This window comes from Erwinia wuhanensis, assembly GCF_030484085.1.
GTDB classification, from domain to species: Bacteria; Pseudomonadota; Gammaproteobacteria; order Enterobacterales; family Enterobacteriaceae; genus Erwinia; species Erwinia aeris.
Genome location: NZ_JAUJUH010000003.1, coordinates 324,074 through 344,532 on the forward strand (window position 1 = coordinate 324,074; position 20,459 = coordinate 344,532).

20 protein-coding genes are annotated in these 20,459 nt (G+C 56.6%); 15 read left to right on the forward strand and 5 right to left on the reverse strand.

Features of this window, described 5'->3' with window-relative positions; genetic code table 11:
- Nucleotides 1-181: 181 nt before the first annotated feature.
- Nucleotides 182-1,597, reverse strand: a complete 1,416-nt coding sequence (locus QZH36_RS09245; RefSeq protein WP_253458453.1) for a glutamine synthetase family protein — start codon at nucleotides 1,595-1,597, stop codon at nucleotides 182-184.
- Between the two features lie 218 nt (nucleotides 1,598-1,815).
- Here QZH36_RS09245 and puuD point away from each other — a divergent pair, with 218 nt between their 5' ends.
- From puuD to QZH36_RS09260, 3 genes are all read left to right on the forward strand, one after another.
- The gene (gene puuD, locus QZH36_RS09250; protein ID WP_301250593.1) at nucleotides 1,816-2,580 is read left to right on the forward strand and encodes a gamma-glutamyl-gamma-aminobutyrate hydrolase; all 765 of its coding nucleotides are present in this window, start codon (nucleotides 1,816-1,818) and stop codon (nucleotides 2,578-2,580) included.
- A gap of 23 nt (nucleotides 2,581-2,603) precedes the next feature.
- Nucleotides 2,604-3,161: an HTH-type transcriptional regulator PuuR gene (gene puuR / locus QZH36_RS09255; protein WP_253458460.1), complete on the forward strand. Its 558-nt coding sequence runs from the start codon at nucleotides 2,604-2,606 to the stop codon at nucleotides 3,159-3,161.
- 148 nt (nucleotides 3,162-3,309) lie between these two features.
- Nucleotides 3,310-4,590 (forward strand): NAD(P)/FAD-dependent oxidoreductase, encoded by a 1,281-nt coding sequence (locus QZH36_RS09260; protein ID WP_301730043.1) that lies wholly within the window; start codon nucleotides 3,310-3,312, stop codon nucleotides 4,588-4,590.
- A gap of 51 nt (nucleotides 4,591-4,641) precedes the next feature.
- Here QZH36_RS09260 and queF read toward each other — a convergent pair whose 3' ends face one another.
- From queF to QZH36_RS09275, 3 genes are read right to left on the reverse strand one after another with little or no spacing between them, the layout of a single operon-like run.
- Nucleotides 4,642-5,469 (reverse strand): NADPH-dependent 7-cyano-7-deazaguanine reductase QueF, encoded by an 828-nt coding sequence (gene queF / locus QZH36_RS09265; protein WP_301250592.1) that lies wholly within the window; start codon nucleotides 5,467-5,469, stop codon nucleotides 4,642-4,644.
- Nucleotides 5,466-6,353 (reverse strand): queuosine precursor transporter, encoded by an 888-nt coding sequence (locus tag QZH36_RS09270; RefSeq protein ID WP_253458470.1) that lies wholly within the window; start codon nucleotides 6,351-6,353, stop codon nucleotides 5,466-5,468. Before QZH36_RS09270 ends, queF begins: the two co-directional genes overlap by 4 nt.
- A gap of 18 nt (nucleotides 6,354-6,371) precedes the next feature.
- Nucleotides 6,372-6,968 carry a helix-turn-helix domain-containing protein gene (locus QZH36_RS09275; RefSeq protein WP_301730044.1) on the reverse strand — a complete coding sequence of 199 codons (597 nt, stop codon included), beginning with the start codon at nucleotides 6,966-6,968 and terminating at the stop codon, nucleotides 6,372-6,374.
- 48 nt (nucleotides 6,969-7,016) lie between these two features.
- Between QZH36_RS09275 and QZH36_RS09280 the strand changes: the two genes are divergently transcribed.
- Nucleotides 7,017-7,334 (forward strand): hypothetical protein, encoded by a 318-nt coding sequence (locus QZH36_RS09280; RefSeq protein ID WP_301250590.1) that lies wholly within the window; start codon nucleotides 7,017-7,019, stop codon nucleotides 7,332-7,334.
- Nucleotides 7,335-7,897: 563 nt separating this feature from the next.
- Nucleotides 7,898-8,731 carry an alpha/beta hydrolase gene (locus QZH36_RS09285; protein ID WP_253458479.1) on the forward strand — a complete coding sequence of 278 codons (834 nt, stop codon included), beginning with the start codon at nucleotides 7,898-7,900 and terminating at the stop codon, nucleotides 8,729-8,731.
- Nucleotides 8,732-8,859: 128 nt separating this feature from the next.
- Here the strand turns inward: QZH36_RS09285 and QZH36_RS09290 are convergent, their stop codons facing one another.
- On the reverse strand, nucleotides 8,860-9,765 hold the full coding sequence (locus QZH36_RS09290) for a LysR family transcriptional regulator (RefSeq protein WP_301730045.1): 906 nt from the start codon (nucleotides 9,763-9,765) through the stop codon (nucleotides 8,860-8,862).
- A gap of 163 nt (nucleotides 9,766-9,928) precedes the next feature.
- Here QZH36_RS09290 and QZH36_RS09295 point away from each other — a divergent pair, with 163 nt between their 5' ends.
- The 10 genes from QZH36_RS09295 (at nucleotide 9,929) to QZH36_RS09340 (ending at nucleotide 20,364) form a co-directional block, all read left to right on the forward strand.
- Nucleotides 9,929-10,492: an NAD(P)H-dependent oxidoreductase gene (locus QZH36_RS09295; protein ID WP_301250588.1), complete on the forward strand. Its 564-nt coding sequence runs from the start codon at nucleotides 9,929-9,931 to the stop codon at nucleotides 10,490-10,492.
- Between the two features lie 26 nt (nucleotides 10,493-10,518).
- A complete protein-coding gene (locus tag QZH36_RS09300) occupies nucleotides 10,519-11,532 on the forward strand; it encodes an aldo/keto reductase (protein WP_253458495.1) in 1,014 nt (337 codons plus the stop codon).
- Nucleotides 11,533-11,586: 54 nt separating this feature from the next.
- A complete protein-coding gene (locus QZH36_RS09305) occupies nucleotides 11,587-12,327 on the forward strand; it encodes a putative quinol monooxygenase (protein WP_301730158.1) in 741 nt (246 codons plus the stop codon).
- A 40-nt stretch (nucleotides 12,328-12,367) separates the two neighbouring features.
- Complete coding sequence (locus QZH36_RS09310; protein WP_253458499.1) at nucleotides 12,368-13,171, forward strand: carboxymuconolactone decarboxylase family protein; 804 nt, start codon at nucleotides 12,368-12,370, stop codon at nucleotides 13,169-13,171.
- 693 nt (nucleotides 13,172-13,864) lie between these two features.
- Nucleotides 13,865-14,362, forward strand: coding sequence for a type VI secretion system contractile sheath small subunit (gene tssB / locus QZH36_RS09315; protein ID WP_253458501.1), 498 nt, complete (start codon nucleotides 13,865-13,867; stop codon nucleotides 14,360-14,362).
- A 147-nt stretch (nucleotides 14,363-14,509) separates the two neighbouring features.
- On the forward strand, nucleotides 14,510-16,057 hold the full coding sequence (gene tssC, locus QZH36_RS09320; RefSeq protein WP_301250584.1) for a type VI secretion system contractile sheath large subunit: 1,548 nt from the start codon (nucleotides 14,510-14,512) through the stop codon (nucleotides 16,055-16,057).
- A 12-nt stretch (nucleotides 16,058-16,069) separates the two neighbouring features.
- Nucleotides 16,070-17,404 (forward strand): type VI secretion system baseplate subunit TssK, encoded by a 1,335-nt coding sequence (gene tssK, locus QZH36_RS09325; RefSeq protein ID WP_301730046.1) that lies wholly within the window; start codon nucleotides 16,070-16,072, stop codon nucleotides 17,402-17,404.
- Nucleotides 17,401-18,075 (forward strand): type VI secretion system protein TssL, short form, encoded by a 675-nt coding sequence (gene tssL, locus QZH36_RS09330; protein ID WP_301730047.1) that lies wholly within the window; start codon nucleotides 17,401-17,403, stop codon nucleotides 18,073-18,075. The genes tssK and tssL overlap by 4 nt, the downstream gene beginning before the upstream one ends.
- Entirely contained in the window at nucleotides 18,072-19,754 is a 1,683-nt protein-coding gene (locus tag QZH36_RS09335; RefSeq protein WP_301730048.1) for an OmpA family protein, read from the forward strand. Before tssL ends, QZH36_RS09335 begins: the two co-directional genes overlap by 4 nt.
- Before the next feature lie 118 nt (nucleotides 19,755-19,872).
- Entirely contained in the window at nucleotides 19,873-20,364 is a 492-nt protein-coding gene (locus QZH36_RS09340; RefSeq protein ID WP_253458518.1) for an Hcp family type VI secretion system effector, read from the forward strand.
- The last annotated feature ends 95 nt before the right edge of the window (nucleotides 20,365-20,459 follow it).

Genomic DNA, 20,459 nt, shown 5'->3' on the forward strand with positions numbered 1-20,459 from the left:
TGGGCGGCTTAAGGGTATACGGGACGGGCAGATGCACCATTTCCGAACCTCATGATGTAGGGCGTTCCGCCGCCGCTTTTTTTCCTTCGGCGACAGGCGGTACGGGCCGGAAAACCGGCAGAGAGCGCGCTCGTTTCCAGACGGGGCGCATGGGCGAGGCTCTTCCTGAGGCCGGATGCCATCAGGCGTTTTTCAGCATCCAGTCAATTTCCGTATCTGTGATCAACCGCTCAAACTGCGTCAGCTCGTTGCTTTTGCAGGCGTGCCAGACGTGGCTGAAACGTTCGCCGAGCTGAGCACAGAGCGCCTCGTGCTGGGCGAATTCCCACAGCGCATCGCTCTGACGAATAGGGAATGGCAGCCCGTCCTGCTCCAGCCCGTTGCCCTCGACCTTCGGCGGCAGCGGCAAATCGTTATCCAGACCGTGCAGGATCCCGGCAAAAATGGCCGCCATTACCAGATAAGGGTTGGCATCCGCGCCCGCGACCCGATATTCCACGCGATGATTATCGCGATCGCCACAGGGAATGCGCAGGGCGACGGTGCGGTTATTGTGGCCCCAGGAAGCCTGCGTCGGCACATACATGCCGGCCTGAAAACGGCGATAGGAGTTGATATTAGGCGCCAGCAGCGCCATGGAGGCGGGCATCATCTCGATCATCCCGGCCAGCGAGCGTTGCAGAAGGGGGGAGTCGTTGCCGTGCCGGTCGGCCAGCACGTTCTCGCCCTGGTCGTTCAGCATACTGATATGAATATGCATGCCGCTGCCGGCGTATTCCTCGTAGGGCTTGGCCATAAACGTGGCGTGCATATGGTGTTTTTCTGCCACCAGCCGGATCAGGCGCTTCAGCGCCAGCGCATGGTCGCACGCCTCCAGCGCGTTGCGGGTATGGTGCAGGTTAACTTCGAACTGGCCTGGCGACGCCTCCGCCAGCGCGCCGTCCGCCGGGATCTTTTGCAGCTGCGCCAGCTCGTCGATATCGTTTAACACGTCGGCAAAGTGGTTGAGATTATCCACGGAGTAGACCTGGCTTTGCATATTGCGATCCTGGGTGCCGGGCGCGCAGGGCGGCTGAAGATAGCCTTCGGCGTCACGCTGCCGATCCAGTAAATAGAACTCCAGCTCTACCGCTACCACGGGATGCAGTCCACGCTGCTGTAGCTGCTGCCACAGGCGGTTAAGGACATTTCGCGGCTCAACGTCAAAGGGAGCGCCATCTTCGTCCAGCATCGTCAACAGCAGCTGGCCGATGGTCTGTGGATCGGCGGCGGAGGGCGTCAGCGTCCCGGCGATGGGCACACAGATGCGGTCGGGTTCGCCGGATGCCTGGCCCAGGCCCGCCGCCTCCACCACGTTGCCCAGAATATCCATCGCGAAAACGGAGGCGGGGAAATAGCAGCCTTTCTCCAGCTTACGCAGCGCCGCCACCGGGATGCGCTTGCCCCGGAAACAGCCGTTAAGATCGGTCAGCATCACATCGACGTAATGGGTATCCGGATAGCGGCTCAGATAGGCTTCGACCTCTCTGGCGAAGGCGCTGCTCCGTCTCTCTTCCGGCTGCTTAAAGTTTTCCACTGCTACAAGGTTAGTTTCCATGATTCACCGCTGTTGGCTTAGTAGGGGATGACAGGATCGCATTCACGTTGTTAAATATAATGCACACAAAAACAATCTGGACGGAAACAAATTGTTTGTCAAATGTTGCATTTGATTTAAAAAAGGGTTATCAAAATACCAGTCAGCGGAAATATTGCGCATTTCAGGTAATTTCAGACGCTTTTGTAAAAAATTTAGTCCGAAACAAGAGGTGAAGCATGGTCGATATATTTTACAGGCCGATTGTCGGGGTGGTGATGTGCAGCAACCCCGTCAAAGGCCAACAAAGTCATACCTTGCAAGATAAGTACCTGAATGCGGTTCTGGACGCGGGCGGTTTACCCATCGCCTTGCCGCACGCGCTGGCAGAGCCGGAATTGCTGGCAGGCGTGATGCCGCTGCTCGACGGCGTGTTGCTGCCGGGCAGCCCCAGTAATATGCAGCCGCACCATTATGGTGAAAACGGCGATGAGCCTGCCGCCGATCCCGGGCGAGATCTTCTGAGCATCGCGCTGATTGCGCAGGCGCTCGAAAGGCGCATCCCCATTTTTGCCATCTGTCGCGGTTTGCAGGAGCTGGTGGTCGCGACGGGCGGTACCCTCTACCGTCGCCTCTGCGACCATCCGCAGTTTCTTGAGCATCGTGAGGACCCGGATCTGCCAATAGATCAGCAATATGCGCCCTCGCATGAGATCAAAATCCAGCCGGACGGATTAATTTCGCAATTGATACCCGGAAGCAAAACATTCTGGGTAAACTCGTTGCACGGGCAGGGCGCAAAAACCCTTGGCCCGCGGCTTCGCGTGGAGGCGTACTCCCAGGACGGGCTGCCGGAGGCGGTCAGCGTGCTCGATCATCCCTACGCGCTGGGCGTACAGTGGCACCCGGAATGGAAAAGCAGCGAATATGCGCTGTCGCGCCTGTTGCTTGAAGGCTTTATCACGGCATGTCAGCAGCATCACGCTGAAAAGCAGCAGCTCTGACTCACATTGAAGGAAATGCGTTTATGAACAATGACGGCCTGGCACCAGGCAAGCGTTTGTCCGGGATCCGCCAGCAACTGGGTCTGTCACAGCGCCGGGTTGCCGAACTGTCTGGATTAACACACAGCGCCATCAGCACCATTGAACAGGACAAGGTCAGCCCGGCCATCAGCACGCTGCAAAAGCTGCTAAAAGTTTACGGGCTGTCGCTGTCCGAATTTTTTGCGGAGCCGGAGATCCCGGACGAGCCTCAGGTGGTGATTAATCCTGACGAGCTGATTGAGATCGGCAGTCAGGGCGTCTCCATGAAGCTTATCCATAACGGCGCGCCGAACCGCACGCTGGCGATGATGATTGAAACTTATCAGCCAGGCACCACCACAGGAGAGCGCATCAAGCATCAGGGGGAAGAGATAGGCACCTTGCTGGAAGGGGAAGTCGTGCTGAAATTCAACGGTCAGAGCTATCATTTGGTGGCGCAGCAAAGCTACGCCATTAACACCGGCATTCCGCACAGCTTCAGCAACACCTCGGCAAAAATTTGCCGCATTATCAGCGCCCATACGCCTACCACCTTCTGATGCCTGACGGCCGCTGCAGCGCGGACCTGTGAACCACGACGGTGCATTCCCGCGCCTTTTGACGCCATACAGAGCGGCAACGGGCGCGGGTCGCGCCGCAAATACTCACCGAACCGATATCCGTCTGGATCTCTCTGGAGCCGTAAGCATGACTGAACATACGCAAAGCTACTATGCCGCCAGCGCCAACGCCTACACGCCGTTTCCGCCGCTGGAGGAGCCGATCTCCTGCGACGTTTGCATCATTGGTGCAGGCTACACCGGGCTGTCTTCGGCGCTGCATCTGGCGGAAAACGGCTACCAGGTCGTGGTGCTGGAAGCGGCGAAGGTCGGTTTTGGTGCCAGCGGGCGCAACGGCGGTCAGGTGGTCAACTCCTACAGCCGCGACGTGGACGTGATTGAAAAAAGCTACGGCAAAGATGCCGCCAGAATGCTGGGCAGCATGATGTTTGAAGGCGGCGATATTATTCGCGAGCGCATTAAACGTTACGGCATCGCCTGCGACTATCAGCAGGGCGGCCTTTTCGTGGCGCTGAACGCCCGTCAGTTCGCCACGCTGGAGGAGCAGAAGCAGAACTGGGAACGCTACGGCAACGACCAGCTGGAGCTGCTGGACGCCGGGCAGATCCGCCAGGAGATCGACAGCGATCGCTACGTCGGCGCGCTGCTGGACAAGCGCGGCGGCCATCTGCATCCGCTAAATCTGGCGATTGGTGAAGCGCAGGCGATAGTCCTGAACGGCGGCCAGATTTTCGAGCAGTCGCCGGTAGTGGAGATCCAGCATGGCAGCCCGGCCGTGGTAAAAACGGCGAAAGGGCAGGTTACGGCGCGCTATGTTATCGTCGCGGGCAACGCCTATCTCGGCAGCAAACTGGAGCCGTCGCTGTCGAAACGCAGTATGCCGTGCGGCACGCAGGTGTTGACCACGGAGCCGCTTGGCGCAGAGCTGGCCGCGTCGCTGCTCGCCTCCAACTACTGCGTGGAGGACTGCAACTACCTGCTGGACTATTTCCGGCTGACGGCCGACCATCGCCTGCTGTACGGCGGCGGCGTGGTCTATGGCGCGCGGGATCCTGAGGATATCGATCGGCTGATCGTGCCGAAGCTGCTGAAAACCTTTCCGCAGCTGAAAGGGGTAAAAATCGACTACCGCTGGACAGGCAACTTCCTGCTTACGCTCTCAAGGATGCCGCAGTTCGGCCGCCTGGAAAACAACATCTACTATATGCAGGGTGATAGCGGGCACGGCGTTACCTGTACCCATCTGGCCGGTCGGCTGATTTCGGAAGTGCTGCGCGGCGACGCCGAACGTTTCGACGCCTTTGCCCGCTTGCCGCACTATCCGTTCCCCGGCGGCCGCAATATGCGTATTCCGCTTACGGCGATGGGCGCGGCTTATTACAGCATCCGCGACAGGCTGGGCGTGTAGAGAGACAGCCATTTTGCAGCGTAATAAACAGGAACGGGCGCCTGGCGGGCATTACTGACGGACGAGGCGGCCCGTGGTCGGCTGCGCTTCAAAATCGCTTCTGAACGGATTGATATCCAGCCCGCCCCGGCGGGTGTAGCGGCCGAACACGCTTAGCTTTTCCGGGCGGCAATAGTGTTTGATATCGTTAAAGATGCGCTCAATGCACTGCTCGTGGAACTCGTTGTGCATCCTGAACGAAATCAGATAGCGCAGCAGTTTTTCCCGCTCGATCCGCTTGCCTTCATAATGGATGACCACGCTGCCCCAGTCGGGCTGATTGGTCACCAGACAGTTAGACTTAAGCAGGTTTGAGGAGAGCGTTTCGGCCACAAAATCGCCGGAGGCGGCATCCTGCAGATGCTGCGGAGAAAAATCGTAGTCCTCCACGGCGATATCAAGATGGTCAATGCATTCGCCGGGCAGCGCTGCGGTAAAAGCGGCGTAGCCGTTTAAATCGGGATAGAGCTTGACCTTCACGCTGCCGTCGGCCGCCCGCGACAGATCGTTTTCCAGCGTGGTGGCGACCTCTTCCGGCGCGGCGAAGCGCGTCTGATTAAAGCTGTTCAGGTAAAGCTTAAAAGATTTTGATTCGATCAGATGCTGGCTGGTGGCCGGGATCCAGAATTCGGCGATAGCCACCACGGGTTTGCCCTTAGCGTTAAGCCAGGAAAGCTCGAAGCCCGTCCACAGGTCGAAGCCGGAAAAGGGCAGCTCCGCCGACGTCAGGCCGATTTCCTGGCGACCGCGCGACCGCGGCAGCGCCTCCAGCAGCTCCGGCGCATAATGCTGAACATAGCCGGTGCTTTTGCCCAGCAGCGTAATTTCCTCTGTTTTCATACTACTTCCTCTGCACGGTTAACCTGTTTTTCTTTATTGATATAGCGTCTGAACAGTTCACGGGTAGCGTAAATAGGGCCAACGCCCAGCAGCGCGTAGCCCAGCTTGATAATGAACTGCGAAATAATCATGGTTTTAATCGTCGCCATGCTGAGCACGTTGTGAAAAGCCAGCGTACAGAAAATCACGCTATCAAGAGCCGAAGCGATAACGTTGCTGGTCAGCACGCGCACAAAAAGAAAGCGCGAATTGGTCAGCTCTTTTATTTTGCACAGGATCAGCGAGTTAATATTTTCCGACACCAGATACGCGGCCGAAGAGGCGAACAGTACGGAGACAATGCTGTTAACAAAGGTGGCGTAGGAGATATTCAGCTCCCACTCTTTCAGACCGGGTAAAAGGCTGGTCAGCCACAGGCCCGCCACAAACAGCGTATTAGAAATAAATGAAATAAATATCGTTCTTCTTGCCATTCTCAGGCCGTAAAACTCGTTGATAATATCCACCAGGATAAACGAGAGCGGATAGAAAAAAATGGCGGGCGGCACCACGAAATTCACCACGGGGATCAGCACGGGTTTCACGCCGCTCACGGTGCTGAGCGTATAAATAACCGTCAGCGCAATGCTGATGATCAGATAGGCGTACCAGGAGCGTTCATGCCTGTCGCCAATATCGTAAGAGGTCACGGTGCTGTTATCGCCATAAAGGCGACGATAAAGCGATTTCAGTTCATGCCGGTTAAAATCATCCGTGATTTCGCTGCTTTCCAGCTCGGGCAGGCCGATGCTGATATGCTTGCCGGTCGCCAGCACCATGACGTTGGCCGTAATCACATCCGAGCGGGTAAAGCCCAACAGCTTGTATTTCTTGTTTTGTTCCATGCAGAACAGTCCTTAGGGTTATTGGATTCTTTCTTCGATAATGGCGCCCAGCAGGGAAGCTTCCTCAGCGCCGGAGTAGATATCACTGACAAATAGCGCCTGAGTCGGGGAGGAAAACAGCGCCAGCTGTTTCTCCTGTGGCGGCGTATGGCGTTTGATAATAAGCACATCGCCAGGAAAAAACAGGTTGCCCAGATTTCTTTCAACCTGTAGCGCGACCGTGTTAGCGACCTCGCCAAAAAACCAGGTAACGGGATAGTGCGCCACCAGCTGGCCCACTCTTTTGTCCGCGCAGCGTAAAAATGCCGATTGAGGAATAACCGGCACGGCAGCCGGGTTTTTATCGCCGTCGGGCGACAGCGTATTTTCGATCAGTTCGATAGATTGCAGATCGTGATTTTCAATAATCTCGCACGACACGCCAAAGAAATCCGCGATTCGCGTAATGGTCGAGCGCTGTACGTTATTGACTTTGCCATCCAGGATTTTATACAGCGTCGCGCGGGTGACGCCGGTACGGTTGGCGAAAGAGACTTTTGTCTCGCCCCGGCTTTTAATAATATAATCTATATTGTTGATTATATTGTTTTTTCTCTGCAATGCCGATGTTTTCATGATAAGCGTCCGGTTGCTGTCATATGTCGCATTTTATAAGCAAATTTAATGTTATTCAATAAATGTGAAGCAGGGAGTAGACAGGTCAGACCTGGTTTTGTCTGCTTTTTTGCTGTTGCATTAAGTGTTAATTTAAATAAAATCAATCATTTATACTTTTATGGCTGGTTTGGTATTCATTTTAGTGGAAGTTTTGTCTCTTTTTTTGTTGACTTCATTAAGGGTGTAAGATTAAGTTATCTGTACAAAGCAGCACATAATAAAAATATCTCCAGTATTCTTGCCAACGCCAGGGAATCCAGTTCACCGTGCGAACCTGATGCTTACCCATCAGGTTCGCCAGAGTTGTTACGCTTAAAGGCGTAGATCCAGCTACACAATAACCTCTGTCTTTCGCGCCCCTTCTGTTGCGAAGCATGAACCATGCCAAAAAAATAACCAGGGTATGGTCGCTGAACGCAGATTGTCGACCGCCGCATTTTTCACAAATCCTTATCGTCCCAGGGCTTCTCATATAAAAATTTAATTTTTTCCGGTTTGGTAAAATTAAACCCCATTACGCCTGGTATTTTTCGTATTACGTTTGCTGCAAAAAGTGTGGGTATTAAACCCGCCGTTAATTAATGCGCGTTTCGCGCGGGGATCCGACACCAGAAATAGCTTGCTGGGACGGCCCCTATTTGTAATTAATAATCATTCTCATTATAGTGGCGTTTTCCGCTTGTCGGCTATCACGCAGCCGGGCCTGCATTTTTGAGGAGAAACCGACAGACGCGACTTTTCCTCATCGCCTGCCTGTCCGGGTTTTTATTGAGAGCATGTAGATGAATATTAAGTTATTTTTCACCCGAAATGCGCGCGCGGCTTGCCGGCTGGGCGCGCTTTTTTTTACCTGTTTTTATACGACAGGCGCCTGGTGTCAGCCCGATATGCGGCCGTCTGGCCCGAATATTGCGGATAAGGGATCGGCTTTTTATCACTTTCGCGTCAGCACGCTTGATTCCGCCGATGGACAGCGACATTACAAAATATGGACGGGCATTCCCAATAAGAAAGCGCCGCCTGCCGGCTTTCCCGTGATGTATCTGCTCGACGGCAACGCCGTAATGGACAGGCTGTCGGAAGGGCTGCTGCAAACGCTGTCGGCGCAAAACCCGCCGGTGATTGTCGCCGTTGGCTATCAGACGACGCTGCCTTTTGACCTGGCCGCCAGAACCTATGATTACACGCCGCCGGACGGCGAAAAAAGCGCCCGGCCCGGAGGAAGAAAGGGCGGCGGCGACGCTATTTTTCGCCGTCTGCTTGAGGAAAAAATTGCGCCGCAGGCCGAAAGAGGGTTAAAGATAAACTCCGCCGGGCGTGGCCTCTGGGGCCATTCCTTAGGCGGGGTCTTTACGCTGAACGCCTGGCTCTCCTCGTCGTTCTTTCATTTTTACTATCCGACCAGCCCAACGCTGAACCGGCAGTACGACGGCGTGCTGGCTAAGTTGGCGAAGGTCGAAGCGTCGCGCTTCTGCGCGAAGTCGCTCTATGTCAGTGAAGGCGACGGCCAGCCGGGAAACAATCCGCATGCGCCGGCGGCGGAAGTGCAGGACAGGGTTCGCGCCACGCTGGCATCGCTGCGCCAGGCCGGTTTATCTGCCGCCTACTGGTCGTGGCCTGAACTTTCGCACGGTCAGACCTTTGATGCCGGTTTCCGGCAGGCCTTACGCCATCTGGCGCAGCATGGCGAAGAGCGGGGCGCGTGCCGACAGGCTGAATAGAGATAAAAGGCGTGCGCGGCGCAGGGATAAGCCATGCACGCGGGCGTCTTCCGCCAGCGAGCATGTGCTTGCCGCGCCGTAGCGCGGGTTTTACGGTTACTTTACCCAGCTAAAGACCGGTGTTTTTGTCAGCTATACCCAGGCCGGTTCTCCAGCAGAAAATCAATCAGCGCCTTTACTCTTTTCGTTTTACCCGCGCTTTTTGCGTAATAGAGATAAACCGGCGGATAGGTCTTCCAGAAAGCTTCCATCACCGGCAGAAACCTCTCTTTATCCGGCTGCAGCTGCAAAACCGGCTCGAACAGCCTGCCGATACCCAGCCCGCTGCGGATGCCGTCAGCCATCACGTCGATGTCGTTGCTGATAAGCTGGCCCGGCATATCCACGGTCAGCTGTTCGCCGTTGTGCTCCAGCATCAGCGGCAGGAGGCGGTGAGCGGTAATAAATCGGTAGCCGATAAGCTGGTGCTGCGGCAGATCGGCTGGCTTTGTCGGCGTACCGAACGCCTTCAGGTAGGCTGCCGAAGCGTACAGCCCTTCACGAAAGGGCTTCATCAACTGGCGCGCCACCACGCCGCCCTCAAGGATATCGCCAAAACGGATCCCCACATCGACCCGCTCATCAACAAGATGCACGGTGCCGTCGTACACGGACACTTCCAGCCGGATGCCCGGATAACGCTGGCAAAATGCCGCCATCACCGGTTTGAGGATCAGCAGATAAGCGAAGCGGGAAAGCGTGATCCTGACTAGCCCGGAAGGCGCCTGCTGCTGACCCCGGATATTTTCCAGCGAGTTTTCCAGCGATTCCACCGCGGATAAGGTTTGCTCTAACAGCTGCCGTCCGGCATCCGTTAACTCAATACGCCGGGTGGTGCGCACGAAAAGAGGATGGCCGATATGCTGCTCAAGCAGCTTAAGCGCCTTGCTGACCGAGGGCGGCGTGATTTCCAGTTTCCTGGCGGCGGCCGAAATAGAGCCTTCACGAGCGATGCTCTGAAAAATGCGGATCTGGTTGTATATCACGTTATTCATTACGTCGTCCTGATGCAGCCACGCCGCTGATTATTAGCCACAGGCTAATTATCCATAAGCCGATACTGTCCTAATTCTATCAGGATCGCGAGCCTATACTTTCCTTCGGCAACCTCCCGCCGGGTAAATCAGGGAAAATGAGAAAGGAGATTAACGGCTAAAAATGAATATAGTTATTATTTCCGGACACCCGGATCTGACGAAGTCAATCGGTAACGCAACCATTCTGAACGAGGTGGCTAAGGCGCTGCCAGATGCGGAAATCCGTCGTCTGGATGCCTGTTATCCGGGCCATCAAATTGACGTGCGGGCCGAGCAGGAGGCGTTGTTAAAAGCCGAGGCGATCGTCTGGCAGTTTCCGTTTTCCTGGTATTCGCTGCCGGGGATCATGAAAGTCTGGCTGGACGAGGTTTTTGTTCACGGGTTCGCACAGGGTTCAACGGCAAAACTCGGCGGCAAAAAACTTATCCTTTCCTTTACCACTGGTGCAGCACAGGCGCTTTATTCTGCTGAAGGTGCATTCGGGCATAGCCTTGATGATTATCTTATTCAGTTTGAAACGACGGCCAGGCTGTGCAATCTGGAGATGCAAACACCCGTGTACACCTGTGGCATAAGTTACGCGGAGCGGGATGAAAACATCGCACAGCAGAAAATGTTGGCCAAGGATCACGCCGCACGGCTCATTGCGCAGTTAAAAGCGTTAGCGTCGAAACCGGCGCTTTAGATCCTGTTAATAAAGGAGAAAAGGTAATGGACTATACGCAACTGGGGAAAAGCGACTTAACGGTTTCCCGTCTCTGTCTGGGCTGCATGGGATTTGGCGATGCGGCGACGGGCCAGCACAGCTGGACGCTGGCTGAAGCGGAAAGCCGTGAGATCATCCGTTACGGCCTGGAGCAGGGCGTGACTTTTTTCGATACGGCGATAGCCTATCAAAACGGTTCAAGCGAGCGCTATCTCGGCCGGGCGCTGCGGGATATGGCGAGGCGCGATGAGGTGGTGGTCGCCACCAAATTTCTGCCGCGCACGCCACAACAAATAGCCAGCGGCGTTACCGGCAAACAGGCTATTGCTCGATCGCTTAACCAAAGCCTGCAAAACCTGGGCATGGAACATATCGATCTCTATATCTGTCACGCCTGGGATCACCATACGCCAATACTTGAGGTGCTTGAGACGCTGCATCAGGCCGTTCAGGCGGGCAAAATCCGTGCTATCGGCATTTCTAACTGCTTCGCGTGGCAGCTGGCTAAAGCGAATGCGCTGGCCGAGCGGGAAGGTCTGACCGGTTTTGTTTCCGTACAGAGCCATTACAACCTGATTATGCGCGAGGACGAGCGCGAATTAGTCGGCTTATGCGCTGAAGATAATATTGCGATGACCCCTTACAGCGCGCTGGCCAGCGGTCGTCTTGCCCGGCTGGATAATCCGCCAACGCGGCGTGCCGCTGAAGATGCGTATGCGAAAGGAAAATACGATAAAACGGCGGCGCAGGACCGCATTATTATTGAACGCGTAGCGGAGCTTGCCCGTCGGTATCAGGTTTCCATGACCGAAATTTCACTCGCCTGGCTGTTAACTAAAGTCACCGCGCCGGTCGTCGGCGCCACCAAAAAGCAGCATCTCGACGGCGCGGTAAAAGCCGTGAAGTTGCAGCTCAGTCAGGAAGATATTCACTTTCTGGAGGCGTGCTATCAGCCGCACGCTCTGGTGGGGATGATGGCGCAAAAAACGCCTCAGACAGAGGATCGAAAGAAGGTATGAGCGCGTTAAGCATTGTCCTGCCCCGATAGCAAAGAAAGGAGACGGTAAATCATGATGAAAAGGCTCCTCGCGGCACAAATCCTGGCGGTAACGCTGTATCTGCCGATCGACAGCCCGGCGTTTGCCACTGACGCAACAGCGGCGAATAAACCGGCTATGAGTCTTGTCGAGCTGGAAGTTAAAGCGGGAAAAAGCGATCGCTACCGTGACATGATCAAAACGATCAGCCGTTCCGCTATAGAAAACGAGCCGGGAACCTTAGCGCTGTACGCTTTCAGGCATCAGGACAACCCTTATCTGACCTACAGAGTAGAAGTATATGCAGATGATGAAGCGTACAAAAAGCATTTAGCGTCCAGAGCGTATCAGGCTTTTATTCAGCAGGCGCCTGAGGTGGTCGCTAAGGAGAGAAAAACAGAACTTGTTCCGCAGTTCCTGGGCGATAAGCGCATTGTTCAGGATGAAAAAACGATCGATAACCTGGTGATTGTCGATGTGAAACCCGAGCATCAGCAGGCGTTTAAAAATATCGTGCTGCCGGAAATGGCGGAATCTTTAAAAGTTGAAGAGGGCGTCCTGGCAATGTATGCCGCGACGGATGCGCAAAATACCCGCCGCTGGTACTTCTACGAAATCTACGCCAGCGCCGCTGCGTATCAGCAACACCGGGCAACGCCGCACTTCAGAGCGTATATAGCGCAAACGGCACAAATGTCCGCCAGGAAAGAATCTGTCCCTGTCACGCCCGTCCTGCTCACAAACAAGGGCGGTATAAGGCCGGATAAAACACGTTAAGAATGCTGTCTTGCGTTTAATGGATCCTTGAGGCTAAACGATGAAAAAAGTGCTTGCCGCCGCCGCGATATCGCTGGTCCTTGCCGATGTCGCTTTTGCTGAAGAGAAAAGAGGTGAATTTATGTTGAAGGTTACTCCATCCGCCCTGTCGGTCGCGGATATCGAGTCGGTTTCTCCCGCGCTGGCCCGCTTTGGGCGTGAGGCTATAACGGACGATCTGTGGAAACGCGACGCGCTGTCGCTGCGCGATCGTAGCATCGTGACGGTGGCTATTCTGATCGCCAGAAATCAGCCTGCCGAGCTTGGCCATTACGTCGGCGTGGCGCTGGATAGCGGCGTTACGCCAGCGGAAGTATCAGAAATTATCACGCATCTCGCTTTCTATTCCGGCTGGCCAAATGCCATGGCCGCGATTGCCGCGACTAAAAGTGTGTTTCACGAGCGCGGCGTCAGCGCCGAACAGCTAGCCGAAGCCTCTCCAGCGCTGTTGCCGCTTAATCAGGAGGTGGAAAAACAGCGGGCGGAAACGGTGGAAAAAAACGTGGGGCCTGTTTCTCCCGGTCTGGTTAAGTTTACGGCCGAGCCTCTTTTTCTCGATCTGTGGCAGCGACCCGCGCTGGCGCCAAGGGATCGCAGCCTGGTCACCGTCAGCGCGCTGATTGCCTCGGGGCAGAGCGCGCAGATTGGTTATCACCTTAACCGCGCGATGGACAATGGCTTAACGGCTGAGGAGGCGGGTGAGATTGTAACCCAGGCAGCCTTCTACGCCGGCTGGCCAAATGCGTTTTCCGCCGCGCCAGTTGTAGGCGAAGTGCTGCGCGCTCGCGCGGCGAAAGAAGGCTAAACAGCCATCAGCACAACATGCCCGGCGTTTTTGCGCCGGCTCTTTATGCTTCATTCTGCCATTCTGCCATTCTGCCATTCTGCCATTCTGCCATTCTGTCATTCTGCCATTCTGTCATTCTGTCATTCTGTCATTCTGTCATTCTGTCATTCTGTCATTCTGCCTGACTGCCTGACTGCCTGACTGCCTGACTGCCTGACTGCCTGACTGCCTGACTGCCTGACTGCCTGACTGCCTGAGCATGCGCGCTTCCTTATTCACAAGAACGCGCTCTTCTTCAAAACAGTTCCTGACTGTCCTCTGTACGGCTGCACTGCCCGATGAGCTTCTGACGCGGTAGCACGCGCTAACCGGGCGTTCTTAACGTAGAGCACTTTGATGAAATTCATCATGATTAATAACTGCCGTTATGGTAATTATTGGAAATAATATTAATTAATTAACTAATTAAAAGGTTTTACTCTGAATTAGATCGAGATCAAAAAAAGAATAATTTTTAAGATGAATCCGATTCTTTTTTAGTTACCCTATTCAGTCACTTAACGCAAATTTTAATAAAATCCCTTATAAATCAGATCACAAATTATAAATCAGCATATTGCCTGTGGCGGGCAGGCTGCTATAGTCACGCCCGTACACAAGGAAAGTGTGCGCTCTGCCTGCTTTCCATGCTTATTTTTTACAGGAATAAATATGAGCAACTCTTATCAGAACGAAATCCCCAAAGCCCGCGTTAACATCACGTTGGATCTGCATACCGGCAACGCCCAAAAGAAAATGGAGCTGCCTTTGAAGCTGCTGGTCACCGGCGACTTCAGCCACGGTCAGGAGCAGCGCGCGCTGTCCGAGCGTGAAAAAGTCAACGTGAATAAAAACAACTTCGACAGCGTTCTGGCGGCGTTCTCCCCGGCTCTCAATATTTCCGTGGAAAACACGCTGGCCAACGACGGCAGTGAGGAAAACGTCCGGCTGACTTTCCGCGAGATGAAGGACTTCAAGCCGGAGCAGGTGGCGCGTCAAATCCCACAGCTTAAGGCGATGCTGGCGATGCGCAATCTTCTGCGCGACCTGAAGGCCAACCTGCTGGATAACGTCACCTTCCGCAAGGAGCTGGAAACCATCCTGAAAAACCCTGCCCTGAGTGACGAACTGCGCACCGAACTGTCCGCCCTGGCAACGGAAAAAGCCTGATTGCTGACGCCTGGTCCCGAACACTTCAGGTTGCAGCACGGCGGCAGACGGGCAGCTCCCGGCAGGCTTAGTTAAGCCGCCAGGCGAGCAGCTGACGCATTTGCAGCAGGAAGCGTGACGGAAATATTAATGGACTAATACAAGAGAATGCTGATGTCTGTACAAAATGAAACCTCCTCTGCCGGTACCGCTACCGTGCTCGATCGCCCTGCTACGGGCGGTGTTTACGCGTCACTGTTTGAAAAAATCAATCTGAGTCCGGTAACGCATCTCAGCGACCTGAACGTCTGGCAGGACAACCAGGCGATGTCCGATGCCAGCGTCGACGAACGCGTAACCGCCGCCATGAAGGTGCTGGTTGAATGTCTGAACCAGTCCGGTTCGCAGGTGGATAAACTGGATAAAACCCTGCTGGATCACCATATCGCGCAGCTGGATGAGCAGATCAGCCGCCAGCTTGATGCGGTGATGCACCATGACGAGTTCCAGAAAGTCGAATCCCTGTGGCGCGGCCTGAAGTCGCTGGTGGATAAAACCGACTTCCGTCAGAACGTGAAGATAGAAGTGCTCGATCTGTCGAAAGAGGATCTGCGTCAGGATTTCGAGGACGCGCCGGAAATTATCCAGAGCGGCCTGTACGCGCACACCTATATTGCCGAATACGACACGCCGGGCGGCGAACCGATTGGCGCGCTGATCTCCTCCTGGGAGTTTGACGCCTCGGCACAGGACGTGACGCTGCTGCGCAACATATCTAAAGTAGCCGCTTCCGCGCATATGCCGTTTATCGGTTCGGTCGGCCCGCAGTTTTTCCTGAAGGACAGCATGGAAGAGGTGGCGGCGATTAAAGATATCGGTAACTACTTCGACCGCGCGGAATACATCAAGTGGAAGTCGTTCCGCGAAAGCGATGACTCGCGCTACATCGGCCTGACCATGCCGCGCGTGCTCGGGCGTCTGCCGTACGGCCCGGATACCGTGCCGGTACGCAGCTTTAATTATGTCGAAGAAGTGAAAGGCCCGGATCACCACAAATATCTGTGGACCAACGCCTCATTCGCTTTTGCCGCCAACATGGTAAAAAGCTTTATCAACAACGGCTGGTGCGTGCAAATCCGCGGGCCGCAGGCGGGTGGCGCGGTGACCGATCTGCCGATCCACCTGTACGATCTCGGCACCGGCAATCAGGTGAAAATCCCTTCTGAGGTGATGATCCCGGAAACCCGCGAGTTTGAGTTTGCCAACCTTGGTTTTATCCCGCTGTCGTACTATAAAAACCGCGACTATTCATGCTTCTTCTCCGCCAACTCAACGCAAAAACCGACGCTGTACGACACCGCCGACGCCACGGCCAACAGCCGAATCAACGCGCGCCTGCCGTATATCTTCCTGCTGTCGCGCATTGCGCACTACCTGAAGCTGATCCAGCGCGAAAACATCGGCACCACTAAAGATCGTCGCCTGCTGGAGCTGGAGCTGAATACCTGGGTTCGCGGCCTGGTGACGGAAATGACCGATCCGGGCGACGAGTTGCAGGCTTCCCATCCGCTGCGCGATGCCAAAGTGATGGTTGAAGATATCGAAGACAATCCGGGTTTCTTCCGCGTCAGGCTGTTCGCGGTGCCACATTTCCAGGTGGAAGGCATGGACGTCAACCTGTCTCTGGTTTCCCAGATGCCAAAAGCGAAAGCGTAAGGCGGAGACGGGATGAAAACGCAACAGCCGCTGTGGGATCGGGGCGTCATGGTCTCGCCACAGCATTTCCAGCAGCAGGCCGCGTATGCGGCCTGGTCAGCGGAATGTATCGCACAGAGGGGACTGAATCATCCCTGGGGCGTAATCCGCGCCGAATTTGAACCCGAGATCCTGAAGCTGGGGCGGCTACAGGCGCGTCATCTTCACGTGCGCTTCCAGGACGGCACGCTTATCGATACCGACAACGGCGACGATCTGCCGCCGGCGATCGTGCCGGAAGGTCAGGAGGTCGTGGTCGTGCTTGCGCTGCCCTTGCTCAGGGCGAACGGCGGCAACTGCCTGCGTCCCGATGAGGTTGCCGAACGTCCGGTGCGCTATCGTCAGCGCTGGCGCGACATTCGTAACCAGTTTAGCGACGATACGCGCCAGATTGCGGTGATCAAGCCCGAGCTGACGCTGCGTTTTGCCCATCAGGACAACAGTGATTATCTGGTCTGTCCGGTAGCGCGTCTGAAGCAGGACAGCCAGAGCGGCTGGACGCAGGACGAGACTTTTCTGCCCGCGATACTTACGGTGCAGAGCAGCCCGTGGCTGCTGTCGCAGCTTGACCTGCTGATGACCCAGCTGCGCACCCGCCTTAACCGGCTGATGGCCATGCGCCGCGAAAGCAACGAGCGCATGGCGGATTTTGCCGTTGCCGATGTCTCGCTGTTCTGGCTGCTCAACGCGCTGAACAGCGCCGAACCGGTGCTGAGCCAGTTTCTGCGCTTTCCGCAAAGCGCGCCGGAGCGGCTTTATCCTGAGCTGGCGCGTCTGGCAGGCAGCCTGCTGACCTTTTCGCTGGCGCATCAGGTCAGCGCCATCCCGGCTTATCAGCATGCCCGGCTGAACGACGTTTACCCGCCGCTGTTCGCGCTGTTGGGCGATTTGCTGGAGGCCAGCCTGCCGTCGCGGGTGGTGCCTGTCGCTCTGGAGCAGGATAAGCGGCTGCGTCAGTGGCTGGCGCGCCTGCACGATCCCCGACTGCGCGAGGAGGCGGATTTCTATCTTTCCGTCCGTTCGCCTTTGCCTGCGGCACAGCTGCAGGAGCAGTTCCCGCGCCAGTGCAAAGTCGGCAGCCCGGATTACGTTACCGGGCTGGTAAACGCCTCGCAGCAGGGCATTCCGCTGAAGCCGCTGCATCACGTGCCTGCGGCCATTCCGCTGCGCCTGGAAAACCAATATTTCGCGCTCGATCTGTCGCATCCGGCCGCCGCAGAGATGCTGGCAAGCGGGAACTGCATGTTCTACGTGCCGGGCATGTTGGGCGAACCTGAACTTGAACTGTTTGCGGTGCTGAGAACATGAGCCAGAAAGAAGAGTGTGATATCGACGCGCTGCTGCAAAACACCTGGCTGCAGGTCATCAGTCTGCGCCATGGCCCGGTATTTGAGGAGGGGGAAGGGCGCGTACTGTGGGAGCGCTGCGTGGCAGAAGCGGAACAGGTGCAGCTGGCGCTTAGTGAAGCCGGCTACGACGAACAAAGCCGCGAGCATATTTTGTATGCGCAATGCGCCCTGATTGACGAGGTCGTTAAGGGGCGCGGCGTGCAGGATGACGCCTGCGTGCAGTGGTATCACATGCCGCTTCAGGGGCATTTCCTCGGCACGCTGGACGCTGGCGACAGGCTCTGTAACCGCATGAGAGAAGTTCTGCACGAGCCTGCGCCAAATCCTGCCGTTCTGACCTGCTTCCAGCGCGTGATGCTGCTGGGTTTCCTTGGCGGCTATCGTTCGCTGAACGACCCGGAACGGGAAAAGCTGGTGCAGGCGCTGAACGATCAGGTTGCACCATTCAGCGGGCCGCGGACGCAGAGCGTACTGGCAGAAAGTAAACCCGGTCGGGGGCTCGGCGGCTGGCTGGCCAGCTGGCCGCTGCGTATTGGCTTCTCGATCCTGCTACTGGCCGCCGTCTGGTGGGGGCTGGATCGCTGGCTGAGCAGCCTGGTGGCGTCGCTGCTGCCGGGAGTCGTGCCGTGAGTCCCGGACTGCAACGCACGCTGGCGTTCTGGGCCGCGCTGCTTGCTGCCGGGCTGTGTCTGCTTTTTCTGCCGGTTTCGCGGTCTGTTGCCGTGGTGCTGATGTTGTGCTGGTGGGCGCTGATTATCGTGGTGCTGGCCGGCCGGCCTCGTCCGGCGCAGGAAGACGCATTATGTGCCGACGATCTTCCTGATACCGCTTACCGGCAGCCGGTGGTGCTGGTCTGTGGCGACAGCGCGCAGGCGTGGCCGGATGACGCCTCGGTGTTGACCGTAGCGCACGGCTGCTGGGTGCGGGTGGCCAGGCATCAGGCGCTGGACGCGGTAGGCCGTCAGCTATTGTCCCTGCGGCCGGAGTGGGGCCGCCAGCTTTCGGTGACGATCGGTATTTCTCCTCAACAGCATCAGGACTATGAAGCCCTGACCAGCCAGCTGCTGACGCTGCGCTGGCAGCTCGAGCAGCTACGGCGCGAAACCGGCTATTCCGTGCCGCTGGTGCTGTGCGGTCAGGTAGGTAGCGCGATGATCGACGAGCCTCTCTGGCAGGCGGCGATGCCCGACGAATCGGTACGCGTCTGGCGCGACAGCATGGCTCCTTGCACGCTGAGCAGCTGGCTGGCGGCGGGCGGATACGCGGCCTGGCAGCAGCAGGTGCTGTTCAACAGCCTGACGACATGGCTTCAGCGACACGTTGAGGCGGTATTCGCCGACGGCGCGCGGCCAGTCTGCGTCGTCCGGGGGCTGAGCGCGGCGATTGACGGCGGCGCGTCACCTTCTTCCCTCTGGATCCGCTGGATGCAGCAGCATAGCGCGCTGAACCGCGTCAACGGGTGGCTTCCGGCAGGATCTTCCTCGTTATCTTCACCGCTGCCGGAATGCGTTCTGCCGCTGTTGCCGGAGGGCGGCGGCCTGACGCCACCCCAGCGCGCCTGCCGCTACGGCCTGGGACTGTTCGTTATCGTGGCGATTGTCGCGCTATGCAGCAGCGCCTGGAACAATCGCCAGCTGGTACAGCGCATCGCGTTCGATATCAATGATTACCAGCGTATCGCCATGGACGACTACGCGCCGAAAGCGGCGGCGGTCGAGGTGCTGCGTCAGGATGCCGCCGGGCTGGATAACTATGCCCGCAACGGCGTGCCGCTGCGCCTCGGGCTGGGGTTATATCAGGGCGGACGACTGCAACGGCCGCTGCTGGAAGCTATCCGCGCCTGGGTTCCGCCGCCGCCGCCACCGGCGCCCGTCGCGGAGAAAGTGCCGGAAACCGTCCGCCTCGACAGCCTTTCGCTGTTCGATACCGGCAAAGCGGTGCTTAAACCCGGCTCGCTGAAGCTGTTGGTTAACGCGCTGGTGGATATCAAAGCGCGACCGGGCTGGCTGATTGTGGTGGCCGGGCACACCGACAGTACCGGCGAGGCGCAGGCCAACCAGCAGCTGTCGCTGAAGCGGGCAGAAGCGCTGCGTGACTGGATGCTGCAAACCAGCGACGTTTCGCCGACCTGTTTTGCCGTGCAGGGCTTTGGGGCCAGTCGCCCCATCGCCACCAACGCTACCCCCGCAGGGCGCGCGTTAAATCGCCGGGTTGAAATTAGTCTGGTGCCGCAGGCAAACGCCTGCCTGGCGGCAGACCATCCCCAAACGTCATCACAGGATGATGACATAACAGCAAACCCTGAATAGTTCGGGCTGTCTCGCGGCGTCCGCTGAGCGCATTTTCCCATGCTGTGGTCGGGGAAAACGGCGGCGGCCAGCCAGAAGGCGGCACAAATTAGGACGGGATAAAAAGGAGAAGTAACACATGGCAATTCCAGTCTATCTGTGGCTGAAAGACGACGGCGGCGCGGACATCAAAGGCTCCGTGGATGTGAAAGATCGTGAAGGCAGCATCGAAGTGTTGGCGCAGGAACATAACCTGTACATCCCGACCGACAACAACACCGGCAAGCTGACCGGCACCCGCGTGCATACGCCGTTTATGTTCGCCAAGGAAATCGATTCCTCCAGCCCGTACCTCTATAAAGCGGTGACCACCGGCCAGACCCTGAAATCCGCCGAGTTCAAGTGGTATCGCATCAACGATGCGGGTCAGGAAGTGGAGTATTTCAATACCAAACTGGAGAACGTCAAGCTGGTGAAAGTGGCTCCGCTGATGCACGACGTCAAGGACGCCTCGAAGGAGAAGCATAACCACCTGGAGCGTATCGAACTGCGCTACGAAAAAATCACCTGGACCTATAAAGACGGCAACATCATTCATTCCGACTCCTGGAACGAACGGACTACTGCCTGATAAGCCCCAGCGGGCGGTTCGCCGCCCGCTGTTTTATTTGCTGAGCCACTGCTGAGCGGCGGCTCAGCAAATAATCCCACCTTCTGACCTGATGC